This is a genomic window from Shewanella sp. UCD-KL12, assembly GCF_001957125.1.
In the GTDB taxonomy this organism is placed as follows: domain Bacteria; phylum Pseudomonadota; class Gammaproteobacteria; order Enterobacterales; family Shewanellaceae; genus Shewanella.
The window spans coordinates 264,082-277,595 of record NZ_MPHJ01000007.1; the positions used below are offsets into that span (position 1 = coordinate 264,082).

Annotated in this window: 12 protein-coding genes and 1 rRNA gene; 9 read left to right on the forward strand and 4 right to left on the reverse strand. The window is 43.1% G+C overall.

Annotated features, from left to right (window positions below; genetic code table 11):
* Nucleotides 1-107 precede the first annotated feature (107 nt).
* Nucleotides 108-1,088: an MDR family oxidoreductase gene (locus BM736_RS14660; RefSeq protein ID WP_076413484.1), complete on the forward strand. Its 981-nt coding sequence runs from the start codon at nt 108-110 to the stop codon at nt 1,086-1,088.
* 89 nt (nt 1,089-1,177) lie between these two features.
* Here BM736_RS14660 and BM736_RS14665 read toward each other — a convergent pair whose 3' ends face one another.
* Entirely contained in the window at nt 1,178-2,095 is a 918-nt protein-coding gene (locus tag BM736_RS14665; protein WP_076413486.1) for a LysR family transcriptional regulator, read from the reverse strand.
* Nucleotides 2,096-2,362: 267 nt separating this feature from the next.
* Between BM736_RS14665 and BM736_RS14670 the strand changes: the two genes are divergently transcribed.
* From BM736_RS14670 to BM736_RS14685, 4 genes are all read left to right on the forward strand, one after another.
* Nucleotides 2,363-3,883 (forward strand): flavocytochrome c, encoded by a 1,521-nt coding sequence (locus BM736_RS14670; protein WP_076413488.1) that lies wholly within the window; start codon nt 2,363-2,365, stop codon nt 3,881-3,883.
* A 27-nt stretch (nt 3,884-3,910) separates the two neighbouring features.
* A complete protein-coding gene (locus BM736_RS14675; RefSeq protein ID WP_076413490.1) occupies nt 3,911-4,264 on the forward strand; it encodes a cytochrome c3 family protein in 354 nt (117 codons plus the stop codon).
* A 320-nt stretch (nt 4,265-4,584) separates the two neighbouring features.
* Nucleotides 4,585-5,829, forward strand: a complete 1,245-nt coding sequence (locus BM736_RS14680; protein ID WP_076413492.1) for a hypothetical protein — start codon at nt 4,585-4,587, stop codon at nt 5,827-5,829.
* Between the two features lie 57 nt (nt 5,830-5,886).
* A complete protein-coding gene (locus BM736_RS14685; protein ID WP_076413494.1) occupies nt 5,887-7,011 on the forward strand; it encodes a hypothetical protein in 1,125 nt (374 codons plus the stop codon).
* A gap of 135 nt (nt 7,012-7,146) precedes the next feature.
* Here BM736_RS14685 and BM736_RS14690 read toward each other — a convergent pair whose 3' ends face one another.
* The gene (locus BM736_RS14690) at nt 7,147-8,013 is read right to left on the reverse strand and encodes a LysR family transcriptional regulator (RefSeq protein ID WP_076413542.1); all 867 of its coding nucleotides are present in this window, start codon (nt 8,011-8,013) and stop codon (nt 7,147-7,149) included.
* Nucleotides 8,014-8,135: 122 nt separating this feature from the next.
* Between BM736_RS14690 and BM736_RS14695 the strand changes: the two genes are divergently transcribed.
* Nucleotides 8,136-8,804, forward strand: a complete 669-nt coding sequence (locus BM736_RS14695) for a TetR/AcrR family transcriptional regulator (protein ID WP_076413496.1) — start codon at nt 8,136-8,138, stop codon at nt 8,802-8,804.
* A 138-nt stretch (nt 8,805-8,942) separates the two neighbouring features.
* Here the strand turns inward: BM736_RS14695 and BM736_RS14700 are convergent, their stop codons facing one another.
* Nucleotides 8,943-10,322: an ATP-binding protein gene (locus BM736_RS14700; RefSeq protein WP_076413498.1), complete on the reverse strand. Its 1,380-nt coding sequence runs from the start codon at nt 10,320-10,322 to the stop codon at nt 8,943-8,945.
* The gene (locus BM736_RS14705) at nt 10,322-11,005 is read right to left on the reverse strand and encodes a response regulator (protein WP_076413500.1); all 684 of its coding nucleotides are present in this window, start codon (nt 11,003-11,005) and stop codon (nt 10,322-10,324) included. The genes BM736_RS14700 and BM736_RS14705 overlap by 1 nt, the downstream gene beginning before the upstream one ends.
* Nucleotides 11,006-11,237: 232 nt before the next feature.
* Here BM736_RS14705 and BM736_RS14710 point away from each other — a divergent pair, with 232 nt between their 5' ends.
* The 3 genes from BM736_RS14710 to BM736_RS14720 all read left to right on the forward strand — a co-directional run.
* Entirely contained in the window at nt 11,238-11,720 is a 483-nt protein-coding gene (locus tag BM736_RS14710) for a Spy/CpxP family protein refolding chaperone (RefSeq protein ID WP_076413502.1), read from the forward strand.
* Nucleotides 11,721-11,824: 104 nt separating this feature from the next.
* Nucleotides 11,825-12,694, forward strand: a complete 870-nt coding sequence (locus tag BM736_RS14715) for a cation diffusion facilitator family transporter (RefSeq protein ID WP_076413504.1) — start codon at nt 11,825-11,827, stop codon at nt 12,692-12,694.
* 533 nt (nt 12,695-13,227) lie between these two features.
* Nucleotides 13,228-13,514: ribosomal RNA gene (locus tag BM736_RS14720) — 16S ribosomal RNA — on the forward strand; the annotation flags it as partial.

The window sequence follows — 13,514 nt, forward strand, 5'->3', positions numbered from 1 at the left end:
TCATGTCGCTAGATTATGTATTGAGCGCATAACGTATATGCAAAATATGCAGTTCATTCATGTGGTGTTTTAGACTAATCTAACCTGCCAAATTGAGAGGATTAATTATGTTTAAAGCGTTAGTGCTCACCCAAGAAGGTAAGACAACTTTAGCGAATATTGAAGCGCTAACCGAGTCAGTGCTTCCTGAAGGCGAGGTGTTGGTTGATGTTAGTTACTCTTCATTAAACTATAAAGATGGTTTAGCCATTACTGGCACAGGCCGAATTATTCGTAATTTCCCTATGGTACCCGGCATAGATTTCTCTGGTGTTGTGAGTGAATCAGCTGACCCGCGCTATAAAAAAGGCGATGAGGTTATCTTAACTGGCTGGGGCGTAGGTGAGAATCATTGGGGCGGTATGGCTGAAAAGGCACGCGTTAAATCGGATTGGTTAGTGCCAATGCCAGCAGCGTGCAGTGCAGAGCAGTCGATGATGATAGGCACTGCCGGTTTAACCGCTATGCTATGTGTGCAAGCGCTACAAGATGCCAAGATCACGCCTGAATCTGGTGAAGTTTTAGTGACTGGCGCAAGTGGTGGCGTAGGCTCTGTCGCTGTCTCTTTACTGGCTCGATTGGGCTATAAAGTCGTTGCAAGCTCTGGGCGAGTCGAACAGAACAGTGAATTGTTGCTGTCACTCGGCGCTGCTGAGGTGATTGACCGTAGTGAATTTGAACAAGACGCTAGACCCTTAGAGAAGCAGCGCTGGGCTGGTATTGTCGATACTGTGGGTAATAAAGTGTTGGCAACGGCATTAGCGCAGATGAATTATGGTGGCGCAGCCGCTATCTGTGGTTTGGCTGGTGGCTTTGCGCTACCAACCACTGTGATGCCATTCATTCTACGTGGTGTTAGCTTACTCGGTATCGACTCAGTGTCTTGCCCATTTGAAAAACGTAAAGCGGCATGGGGAAGAGTGATAGAGTTGCTACCTGATAGCTATTACCAGCAAGCGGCCCAAACCGTTGCACTTGAAGAGGTTGCAGCTTACGCCGATAAAATAGTTAAAGGGCAGGTAACTGGCCGAGTGTTAGTTAAAATCTAACTCTGAGTATTACACCTGACTGTTAGCTTAGTGTTTTCCCTTTCAAAGCCCTGCAGTAGCAGGTCTTTTTATTACTTACTTTTTAAGGTTTACTGCTTTAGCAACTGACGGATAGAGAGTGCTATCTCCCCTCTTAGCCAGAGATGTGCTTTATCTAGCTCAGATTTTGAGTGCCAAAATAGGGTGTAATCTAGCCTTGGTATCTTAAAAGGCAGTGGTTTGAGTCTGAGTCTATGCTTCGTGGCTGCCAGTTCAGCCATCCCCTCAGGCAATGTGATGATTAGCGGGTGAAATGGCAATAAAGCTAGCGCACTATCAAGGTGCGACGCTCTTAAAAGCTCGTTTCTATCAGGATGAGTTGCAATTGCCGAATCCACCAGTGCTTTTACTCCATCACTAATCGCTACTGTTGCATGGGGAAAATGCAGATAATCGGCCAGCGTCAATGTTGAATCAGCTAAAGGGTGCTCGGGTGAAAGCAAGCAGCTGACGCCTACCTTGCCTAAGCTTTCTTGATTGAGTTGCTCCGTCTGACCGATTGCTCGGCAGATAGCTAAGTCAGCCCCCTGTTTACTCAGCTGGGATTGAAGTTCTTGGTGCTGAACGGGGATCACCTCGAGCTTAATATTAGGGGCTTTGCTGTATATTTCGGGTAAAACGAAAGGCACCAGAGCCTGCATGGCATAGTCAGTCGCAGCAATGGTGAATTTTTGTTGGCATGCGATAGGGCTAAACTCTTTAGGGCTCAATAGTTCGATCAACTGCCCTGTCGGTTGCTGCAGTTGTGAGTAACACTCGAGCGCCCGCTGCGTCGGGACCAATTTTTGTCCGACACGGGTAAATAGTGGGTCATCAAGCATTTCACGCAGTCTTGCCAAAATTCTGCTGGTGGCAGATTGGCTCAAATGTAGCCGTTTAGCAGCTTGTGTAACGCTGCACTCTTCAACCAAAATCTGCAGTGCGATAAGCAAACTAAGATCGTGACGGTAGATCTCTTCTAGTTCCATTTTTATTACCCAAGACTATGCTAATACAACACTATCATCATGGGGTGACCTATGCTTGAAATTCGTTGAGTTTTTCAATGCTCACCCGCTTTTGGAACGGGTTCCAAAATACCTCAAAAGTTATAGTTTTAACCAAATTTGAACCTAGTCTTAACTTTCATCATTTAACTATTCACGATTAGATACACTGCCTTGTTTCTCCCGTTTTGGAACGTGTTCCATCTTTACTATTACCTTGTCGATTAAAACTAAAAAGGGTGATGACAGATGAGCAATAACAATCTGCTTGGACGCCGTAATTTCATTAAGGGTATGGGAGCTGCTGCAGGTGTTGCAATGGCCGCACCAGCAATGGCCATCTCTGAAAAAGCGGAAGGAGTTAAATGGGATAAAGAAGTTGAAGTTCTCATTATTGGTTCTGGTTTTGCGGGGCTAGCGGCTGCAATAGAAGCCACACGTAAAGGGGCTAAAGACGTTCATATCTTCGAAAAAATGTCCTATTTTGGTGGTAACTCAGCCATCAACGGCGGTCTTTTTGCCGCGCCGAATACGCCGATGCAGAACAAAGAGGGTGTGCAGGACTCAGTAGACAGAATGGTAAGCGATCAGATGAAATCTGGCCGTGGAATAGCAGATGAAGCACTACTGCGTCATGTGGCAGAGCATGCGATGGAAGCACTGCAGATGACCTTTGATGCAGGCAGCGAATATCACCCTTACTTACAGCAATTAGGTGGCCACTCTGTTGCGCGTACTTATCAAACAACTGTGAGCTGTGGTGCTGGTATTACACAACCACTCTACAAGCAGTGCCAAAAAATTGGTGTGAAAACCCATAATCGTTCTAAGTTTGAAGGCTTCTTAGTGGGTGAGAAAGGTGAGATTCTTGGAGTTAAAATGCGCCAGAACTATCACTTTGGTGAAGATCAGCCTGGAAAGGTCATAAATATCCGCGCATCACGCGGTGTGATTATGGCGACTGGTGGCTTTGCGCAGAACATTGATCTTCGTATGGCACAAGATCCAACGCTGACTTCTGAAGTCGGTTGCACTAACGCTCCAGGTGCAACGGGTGAAGGTATGTATGAGATGTTCCGTTTAGGTGCCGTTCCCGTTCACTTGGCTCATATTCAATCTGGCCCATGGGCATCACCTGATGAAGGTGGCTTCGGTTATGTGTCTAATTACTCTATCTACAACTTCCCTCATTCAATGGCTATCAACCGTCTAACGGGTAAGCGCTTTATGAATGAGATTGCTGACCGTAAGACCCGCGCCGATGCCGAGCTTGCATGTCGCGATGAGAAGGGGGAGGCATTACCTCCAATTTTGATCACTAGCTATAAAGATTCCAAGAAGCACCCGAATACTAAGAAAGTGATCAAGTACAACGTAGGCTGGAAGTTTGATTCGATCGAAGAACTTGCTAAGCACTTTGATGTACCACTTAAGCCATTAAAAGCTCAGATTGAAGAGTACAACAGCTACGTTAAATCTGGTGAGGATACTCAGTTCGGTAAGAACATGACGAAGGCCAAGGATAAGTATATCCAAGCACCATTTACCGTGGTTCGTTTATGGCCGAAAGTACATTACTGTCAGGGTGGTGTTCAAGTGAATACTAAAGCTGAAGTGAAAGACAGCTTTACGGGTGAGCCTATCTCAGGCCTATATGCCGCTGGTGAAGTTTGTGGTGGGATCCACGGAGTGAGTCGCTTAGGTAGTTGCTCTATTCCTGAGTGTATGGTGATGGGTATGACTGCTGCACGTAGCATCATGAAAGCCTAATTAGACCTGTAATAAGAGGAATCAATAATGAAAAAACTAAATATTGTACTCGCGCTGGTCCTAACTGGCTTAGTGAGTTTATCGGCGCAAGCGGTAGAGGTACGTGATCATCATAAAGAGGTGATAGGGAAGGATTGTAAAACATGCCATGACAATGGCATTAAGCAGTTCCCATCTGATCAAGCTTGTTTGCAGTGTCATGATATTGATGATTTAGCTGAACAAACTGCTCGTAGTGAAGAGGACAAGTGGCAGAATCCACACAATAACCTGCACTATGGTAAAGACCTACCTTGTCAGGAGTGTCATGGCGAGCATAAGCCTAAGAAGCCGATATGCAGCAATTGTCATACCTTTAAGTTTGATAAACATAAAGAGTAAGGTTGGCCTTATTTAGGTATAACTCACTATTTTGAGTACTTATAGCGCTATTGCTTGTCCCCATATCCCTGCAAAGATCTGTTTTTAGCAATAGTGCTATCTAACTCAGCCCTCGATATCCATCGGGGGCTTTTTTGTAAGCCTTGCTTATAACTTCATATAAACAAACCTTTTATGAAACAATTAAAGTTTGAATAATTGTGACTCATGTAAATAATAAATGAATAATAAGTGGCTTAACTTGTTGCTGTTATATTTTTGGAATTGGTTCCAAGATTATTATTAGTTTGAAATTAATGCAGCTATGAGTGATGTAATAAATGAATAAATCAATTCTTGTATTGGCACTTTTGTTTTGTAATGGAGTGTCAGCTAATACTTTACCCGATGTTTTAGATGTTAATGATATTAATAATGCTGAGTTTAAATGTTTGGGTGATACACCTATGTATTCTAAGTCAGAACAGAAGTATGTAGATATATTATGGGATGAAACATTAGTTTATTTAAAAGGGTATGCGCATGCATTAACAAATGGTGAAGAGAGTAACTGTATTAACTCGGATGAGGCGTTATTTGATTCCACCGAAGGTGGTAAAAAAATGTGCATCATGGATCGCCGTGATATGAAAATTTTGGTGAAGAATATCTACCAGGTGATCAATAACCCTGAAAAGGCCAAGCAATGTTTTGGTGCGCGCAGAGATGTCAGTTGGATATATAGCCCCGGGGGAGAACTAGAGAAAAACTCTCCAGTGGCACAGTGGGCCAAGCGTGCATCGTTCGAAGATTTTTTTAATACTAAAGTGACCAATAAAGAGGTCAGAAAGATTGGGCTGAACTTCACTAAAAACTTCACCAAGATGGTTACAGGCAACGAAGTGAAAATGCCATCCTCTTTTCCATATGATGTGAGCGCAAATGCACTACCAAACTTATGGGCGGCTGCAGGTTGGTTCCCCATGTACGGTGAAGAGAGCAAGCGCAACGATAAAAACTTCAACAATATTCGTGGCGGTTACGCCTACGCCGAAATATTTGGCCATTGGGGTTTGTTGCGTATCGATGAGATTAACGGAGAAAAAGTGGGTGCCGAAGTGGGGATGACAGTTCAGGCTGTAGATACTCTGTATCCATATCATAATCACGCCATCTCAGAGCTCTACTACAACATGCGTAAGCCTGCATGTACCAATCAATTCAAGAGCTTTGCTGTAAGAGAAGACTCACCATTGGTTAAGACGGTAAAAGAAGATAACAAGATGCGCCGAGTGCAGTTTGATGCCAGCCAGGCCAATGAAGCCTCTATGTGGCAAGCGGGGAGCGCTGAGCAAGATCCTCTGTTGTATTTTCATCAAAATACCATTCATGCATTTGATGTAGATGGCAGCTGTGAAGCTAAACCAGAAGAGAGAGCTATCGTATCAGTATGGGCTCGAAGTAATGCCCACGATAAACGTAATGATTATGGCACGACGTTATTATGTGAATCTGCAAATAACCCTGGTACTCCAGCAAACCGCGGTGAAGTTATTCAGTGCGATCTAACCAAACTTAAATGGTAATTATATTTTCAGTAATAGCTGTTTATTGTTTTTTGATGGTTTTCCAAGAGAGTATTTATGAATAAGTTCAAGTTGACATCTTTAATTGTAATTCCACTGTGTGTTTCATCTTTTAATTTGATGGCCGAGGAGCAACAAGATGGTATAGATGTAGGTGGTACTGTACGAGTTAACTATGCATATAAAGATTATAGTGAAAGCTCTAAAGATAAGTTAGGTGATTTCACCTTTGATATGGCGGCAATTAAGTTTAATGGGAAATTAGGTGATTGGGGCTTAGCGAGTGAATATCGCTTTTTTGATGGTTGGCAAGCGTTACGCTTTGGCTATGGGTATTATGATATAAGCCCCGAGTGGCAAATTCAGGTAGGCGTTAATCAGGTTCCTTTCGGTAATCCAGGTTTTATATCGAATAGCTTCTGGTTTGGGATGCCATATTATCTCGGTTTTGAAGATGATTATGATCTTGGTGTGAAAGGCGCGTATAAAAGTGGTGCCTGGGGTACAGAGGTGGCTTTTTATAAGAATGCAGAATATGGGGCAAGCCGTAGCGATCGTTACTCCACAGATCTCTATACTGGTGTAGTTAATGGTACTGAATACAGTAACGAAGAGACCAATCAGTTCAATTTGCGCCAGATGTATGAAATGAATTATGACGGTGGCAGTACGGCGCTTGGTGCTTCGGTTGAGTATGGTCAGATCTATAACAGTAAAACGGGTAATAATGGTGATCGATATGCGGTGGCTATTCATGTGGACAGTAGCTATAAGGGCTGGAACGTACAACTGCAAGCAATGCAGTATGAATATGATGCTGCGGATGCCGCTGACAGCAATAAAATAGCGGTTGCCGCATATAACTGGCAATATGAAATAGCTTCAAAAGCGCAAGCATATAGTGTCAACTTTGCGAAAACACTTGATACTGAATGGGGGAGCCTGAAGTTTTACAATGACTTTGGCATAGTTACCCCAGATGTTGACGATGAGGATTTTGATACTAGCTACCAAAATGTCACAGGCTGCGCAGTTTCTTCAGGGCCGACCTATACCATGATCGATTTTATCCTCGGCAAAAATATGTATGCTTCTACCAGAGACAATGGTCATGTTGGCTTGCCTGAAATAGGCGATAGCTGGGATAAGCGGATTAATATTAACTTTGGGTACTACTTCTGATTTCAGTAAGCATGATGTGATAAAAACTTATCTGCTTTTGCTAAAGCAATGCCAACCATTCGGTTGGCATTTTAATTTGTAGCCCTAAATCATTTACTTCAGAAACTGGCTTCTTTACAGATCTAATTCGCTATTTTAATCGGCCACTTCAGCTAAGTTGCTGACATTAGCTTTAATCAATGTAATTAGCTGGTTGGTGGCATCAGTCTGTGTCTCTGGGTTGAGGTAGAGTGATTCATTGAACACAGGTAAAGCCGGAATTCCATGCTCAATAGGATCGAGTATCTGCATGTTGTCGTTAATACGAAACTCGCCAATTGGTGCGATAGCTAAATCATTTTCTACAGCCATACATAGTGCTTGCGGTGAGGGAGTGGATAGCAACACATTAATGGGGCGCATAGAAAGTTGGTGATTGGCAAATACCTGTGCACGTATTGGGCAGTTTTCTGGATAAAGGGCCATAGGAATAGTGTTGCGTGTATGGGCATTACCATTTTTTGCAGCAACCCAGTGGAATCGTCTTTCGAATAACAGCTCACCATTGACCGGTGGCTGCCAGTGAGTGGCGACAATGAGATCAAATTCACCTTGCTGTAATCGCTTATATAAGTTGCCACTGACATCGGTATCAATGACGAGCTCAATACAGGTAAATTCTCTTATGAACTCTAATAAACAGCTGCTTAAATAACGGTTAATGTAATCAGTCGGCACACCTAATCGAATCGTCTCTCTGTTTTGGCACTCTTTGAGATCATCTAAAGCCTGAGAGTTGAGTTGCATCATCTTGTAGGCGTAGTTCAATAAAGTGGCGCCTGACTCAGTTAAGGTGACACCTTTGTTATCCCGCAATAACAGCGACTGACCGACACTTTCCTCCAGTTTTTTGATTTGTAAACTGAGTGTTGATTGAGTGCGACAGAGCTTTTCGGCTGCTTTAGATAGGTTTCCGCATTCAGCGATAGCAATAAAGCTTTCAAGTAGTTCAATCTTTAACATGGAGGTATTGGGATTATTGATAGTGGTATCAGTATTACTCAATATCCAGGTCGGCTAAAGCTTGCTACCTTGTAATTGTGAAGTTAAAAAATTGCAATGTTAATAAGTGTGACGGGGTCGATATGAGTAGTTGGGCACAGCGAGAAAAGTATTTAGTTAAGGCCGCTCAGCGCAGCCTAAAGGGACATAAAACCTTTGATCTCTGTCGATCTCATTTAATGAAGGCAAGCCAAATCTCTAAAGGCACTATCTATAATCACTTTACATCCGAAGCCGATCTAATTGTTGCTGTTGCCTGTAACGATTATCAAACCTGGATTGAGCTGGCAAAGCAAGATGAGAAAGAGCATCAAGACCCGCTGATATGTTTTCTTTATCATCACTGTAATCGTTTATATCTCACTTTGTCAGAGAAGCTGTTTGTCATTGACCGTGTTATGCCAAATCAAGATCTGCTCGATCAAGCCACTGCTCATTACCGTGATCGATTTGAGCATCTCTGTGCTGAATATCTACAGTGGAACAGAGAAATGATCTCTCGAATTGGCGATGTGCCTGGTTTTGATAGGGCTGAGCTTGTGATGAGCTATCTAAGGGGAGCCATGATAAATAGTGATGATGCAGATAAACACTTTGAGGATGTACAACTGTACTTCCAGTTTAGCTATGCATTAAGTCAGTTGATGGGGCATTCAGATAAACGAATCCCCACCAAGCAGGTTTTTTCAGCATGGCTATTAGCTAAGAAGGAATTGAGCTTGCATCAAAGTACGATGAGTTCAGCAGCTTAACTGTGATGCTCGAGTGTGTTACCCATTCAGCGATGCATTAAGTCAGTAGATGGGGCATTCAGATAAACGAATCCCCCATCATGCAGGCTTTTTCGACTTGGCTATTAGCTAAGAAGGTATTGAGCCAACCGTGTGTAGTTAGCTCGGCAGCTTAATGGTCACCTTTAAGCCATGAGGCGCTCTGTTCTCAGCAACAATCAGTCCCTGATGAGCATCTATAGCTGCCTTAGTGATTGCTAAACCCAGTCCCCAGCCTCCAGACTCTCTTTCTCTTGCTGTTTGAGGGCGATAAAAGGGATCGAAAATAGCGAGCAAGTCTTGTTCATTCTCAATGCCTGGCCCATCATCTGTGATAACTATAATTACTTCAGAGTCAGTGGCTTGTGCCTTAATATGGATTTGCAGCTCGGCATAACGAATTGCATTTCTAAGTAAGTTCTCTATCGCACGGGCCATTGGCCTAGGGTTAGTAGGCAATGAGATTGAATCATCAATATCAATTAACAACTGCTTGCCCTGCTGAGAAGCTTCAAACTCAGCATCATCGAGTACCTGACTTAGCGTCTCATTAAGGAAAACTTGGTACTTGGTATCGTGAATGTTGAGTTTTACCCGAGACAGCTCTAGCAACTCTGCAATCATCTGCTCCAGCTGTTCAGCTTCATAGCCAATTCTTTCCGTTTCTGCTGATTCTTGCCCTTTCTTACGCGCAAGGGCGAGTGCTAGCTGCAGCCGTGTTAATGGCGTCCTTAGTTCGTGGGAGATATCACTGATCAATCGCTGTTGGCTATTAACCATATTTTCAACAGAGGTAGCCATTCCGTTGAAGGCCTGAGCTAGCTGTCCTATCTCATCTTTTCTGTTTGTCGTGTTGTTATCAACACGGCTGGATAGATCTCCTGCCGCTAATGCATCTGCACTTAACCGCAAGCTTCGCAGTGGTTTACCTAAGTGCCATGCGAGTAGTGCACACAGTAAACCAGAAAGTAATATTGCTAAGCTGAGTGTGAGGATCTTATTTTCAGCAAAAAAGAAGAACCAGGGCCTAGGGTGATGATCTCCTAGTCTTCCGTAGAGAGAATAGCTTTCATCAGCTACATCAAACTCGTACGGGCCGAAGATCAATTCATCTCTAAACTGTTGTGATATAGGGTGGTTGACTTCATCTGCAATAAGCATGAAGCGACGCAGTCCTCTAGATACTTTATTGGCGTTAAGGACACGCCCTTGTTGATCGACAAGGTAGAAGCGAACAGGTTTGCCTCGCATATCTCTTTGATGTGTCAACCGCTTAAGAGGTTTACTGCTAATTGCTTCAGGGTTTTCAATTAAGCGAGAAGAAATTCTATCGGCCACCCTAGATAACATTTGCTCTAAATGCGGAGGCAGAGGGGCTCTATCATGGTTTTTTTGCAGGAGTGGCAGTAAACCAACAATAACGATAATTAAAGAGCTGCAAAGCCAAAAGCCTAGCAGCAATTTAATAAAAATGCGGTTGGGAAGTTTATTTACACTCATTAAGGTAGCCAGATATAACCTTTGCCACGAATGGTCTTAACTCTCGGCCGTCCATCAACACGCTCTGGAAGCTTCTTTCTTAAATTAGAGAGGTGCATGTCTAAACTACGATCAAAGGGCATCAGCTTTTTGCTCAGTACTGTCTCACTAAGTGACTCTTTACTGACTAGCTCTCCACCATTTTGAAGCATCTCAAAAAGTAGGCTGAACTCAGTCCCCGTGAGAATAAGCAGCTGCTCTTGGCAGTAGACCTCCTGGCGACTCGGGTCAAGTTTGATATCGCCGTATTCATATACTGTAGGTTGTGTATCATCTGGCAAAATATGAGTTCGGCGAATAATAGCCTTAATTCGAGCAACCAGTTCTCTATCATTAAAGGGTTTAGGTAGGTAATCGTCGGCGCCAATCTCTAATCCGACAACTCGATCTATCTCATCGCCTCTGGCGGTTAACATTAGCACTGGAGTTTGCTTGTTTGCCCTGAGTGCTTTAAGTACCTCAAAGCCATTGAGTTTAGGAAGCATCACGTCGAGCAGAATAAGGTCATAACTGTTTGCCAAGGCAAGGTCTAGACCCGCTTGCCCATCATGGGCGAGAGTAAGCTCGAAGCCCTCTAATTCAAGAAGTTGCGCTAACAACTCAGAAAGTCCTAAATCATCATCTATTAATAATAGCTGGCTCATATTTCAACTCAACCTTTAATCATTTCACTAACAAGGGAGTATACCCTTTTGGATGTCAATTGCAGTTTATGAGTGTAAGTCTAAGTAAAGACGACAGAGAAAGGTATTTTGAAATAGAATCTAATAGCTAATTTACAGTGCTTTACCATCAATTAACCCTAGCTTACATTGAAACCTCTACACTAGAACCTGTTGAATAAAACAATTAACTTACCAGATAGAGGCTAGTGAAATGAAAAAGAATACCGTTAAAGCAAGTTTACTCGCAATACTCGCTAGTACAGCCCTTATGGGAACAGCAGTGTATGCCGATGATGGAGATCAGGGTTGTCAGCATCATATGAAGAGTGAGGGTAAGTCACACCATGGTGGTATGCGCCAGATGTTTAGAGGGTTAGACCTTACTGATGAGCAAAAAACTGAAATAAAGTCTTTAATGAAAGAGCAAAAGACTGCGATGAAAGAGAGTCGTCCATCAAAAGAGGAACGTCAGGCTAAAAAAGCAGAGTTCTTAACACTGATCACTGCAGACAGTTTTGATGAAGCAAAAGCGCAATCGATGATGCAGGAAAGGCAAGCAAACAGCCAAGCGAAGAAACTTGATATGTTGAAAGTGCAAAACAAGGTTTATCAGCTTTTGACTCCAGAGCAGCAAGAGCAATTCAAGGAGAACTTTGAAAAAGGCCATAGCCGTAAAGGTAAAGGTGGTCGCTAGTCATCGGCTTTAAATGCAAGATTGGTATACAATAAGATCATAGGCTTCCCCTGCAAGCTAGTTCAAGATAAATGAATAGCTATATATAGTAGAAATATGATCTTATGACTCAAGCTTCCCAATACGACTTTTGGGTCAAGTTAGCTAGCCGCGCTGCAGTGGCAACTGCCTTGACCCTTATTACCATTAAAATGGCGGCATGGTTCTATTCTGGCTCAGCCAGTATGCTGGCGTCGTTAACTGATTCCTTTGCAGATGCACTCGCATCAATTGTCAATTTCATTGCTATCCGCTATGCGATCGTACCTCCCGACCAAGATCATAGATACGGCCATGGTAAGGCTGAGCCTCTCGCCGCATTGGCACAATCTGCATTCATTTTAGGCTCAGCATTTTTACTTCTGTTCCATGGTGGTGACCGGTTAATAAACCCAGCTCCAGTTAACCATGCAATGTTAGGTGTTGTTGTCTCTATTATTGCTATTGTGCTGACTTTCGCGCTTGTGGTTCTACAGAAGAAAGCATTAGCAGCAACATCAAGTACAGTTGTAGAGGCTGACGCGCTTCATTATAAATCTGATCTGTTTTTAAATGCTGCAGTACTACTGGCCTTAGTATTATCGCAATATGGTTGGTGGTGGGCCGATGGTTTGTTTGCAATTCTTATTGCAATCTTCATTGGACAGCAAGCAATAGACTTGGCTTATCGTTCAATTCAATCTCTATTGGATAGGGAGCTTGATGATGACACTCGGTTAAAGATAATGGAGCTGGCACAGCAAGATCCTCAAGTTAAAGGGATCCATGACTTGAGAACCCGTGAATCGGGTAAGACAACGTTTATTCAATGTCATTTAGAGTTGGATGGTTCTCTTAGTTTAAAAGAAGCACATACTATTGCGGATCAGACCGAAGCGAGGATAAGAGCATTATTTGATGATGCAGAAGTTATTATTCACCAAGATCCAGTTTGATGTCATTAATGACTGCTTAGTATGTAAAATGAACGAAATGGTGCCGATTGTGGATAAATCTGGGGGTAACTGGTGTGTAGTATGTGCTTAATTTAATACTTCTAAAAAATATCGATTTATATCAAAAAAGCACTTGCCATCACGGCTGACATCCCTATAATGCGCTCCCACTGACACGGCAAACCAGTCTTCTTAAGCGATAAGCTAACTAAGGCGAGTAGCTAGTCAGGGCAACAAGTAAACGCTTAGAAATTTAATTTTTAAAAGCACTTGACGCCAACCAAGGGAAGTGTAGAATACGCACCCCTAGCCCACAGCGGCGAACGTTCTTTAACAATACGAAACAAGAAATCTGTGTGGACATTCACAGGTGTTGAGTTATTCGAAATTGCTTCTTAGGAAGCAATCAAAAATTTAACTCAATGTAACGATGAGTGTTCATAGCAATATGTACAAACGTTTTTAAGATTCTTCCGAGTCTTCTAAACGAAATCAGAATTCATTGAGCCGGTTCTTAGGAACCAACAAAACTTTAATTGAAGAGTTTGATCATGGCTCAGATTGAACGCTGGCGGCAGGCCTAACACATGCAAGTCGAGCGGAAACAGAAAGGTGCTTGCACCTTTGCTGTCGAGCGGCGGACGGGTGAGTAATGCCTAGATATCTGCCTAGTCGTGGGGGATAACAGTTGGAAACGACTGCTAATACCGCATACGCCCTACGGGGGAAAGGAGGGGACCTTCGGGCCTTTCGCGATTAGATGAGTCTAGGTGGGATTAGCTAGTAGGTAAGGTAATGGCTTACCTAGGCGACGATCCCT

Bases quoted from the DNA above. Each gene is read 5' to 3' on its own strand.
- BM736_RS14660 (WP_076413484.1), top strand. From the start codon at position 108: ATGTTTAAAGCGTTAGTGCTCACCCAAGAAGGTAAGACAACTTTAGCG.
- BM736_RS14665 (WP_076413486.1), bottom strand. From the start codon at position 2,095: ATGGAACTAGAAGAGATCTACCGTCACGATCTTAGTTTGCTTATCGCA.
- BM736_RS14670 (WP_076413488.1), top strand. From the start codon at position 2,363: ATGAGCAATAACAATCTGCTTGGACGCCGTAATTTCATTAAGGGTATG.
- BM736_RS14675 (WP_076413490.1), top strand. From the start codon at position 3,911: ATGAAAAAACTAAATATTGTACTCGCGCTGGTCCTAACTGGCTTAGTG.
- BM736_RS14680 (WP_076413492.1), top strand. From the start codon at position 4,585: ATGAATAAATCAATTCTTGTATTGGCACTTTTGTTTTGTAATGGAGTG.
- BM736_RS14685 (WP_076413494.1), top strand. From the start codon at position 5,887: ATGAATAAGTTCAAGTTGACATCTTTAATTGTAATTCCACTGTGTGTT.
- BM736_RS14690 (WP_076413542.1), bottom strand. From the start codon at position 8,013: ATGTTAAAGATTGAACTACTTGAAAGCTTTATTGCTATCGCTGAATGC.
- BM736_RS14695 (WP_076413496.1), top strand. From the start codon at position 8,136: ATGAGTAGTTGGGCACAGCGAGAAAAGTATTTAGTTAAGGCCGCTCAG.
- BM736_RS14700 (WP_076413498.1), bottom strand. From the start codon at position 10,322: ATGAGTGTAAATAAACTTCCCAACCGCATTTTTATTAAATTGCTGCTA.
- BM736_RS14705 (WP_076413500.1), bottom strand. From the start codon at position 11,005: ATGAGCCAGCTATTATTAATAGATGATGATTTAGGACTTTCTGAGTTG.
- BM736_RS14710 (WP_076413502.1), top strand. From the start codon at position 11,238: ATGAAAAAGAATACCGTTAAAGCAAGTTTACTCGCAATACTCGCTAGT.
- BM736_RS14715 (WP_076413504.1), top strand. From the start codon at position 11,825: ATGACTCAAGCTTCCCAATACGACTTTTGGGTCAAGTTAGCTAGCCGC.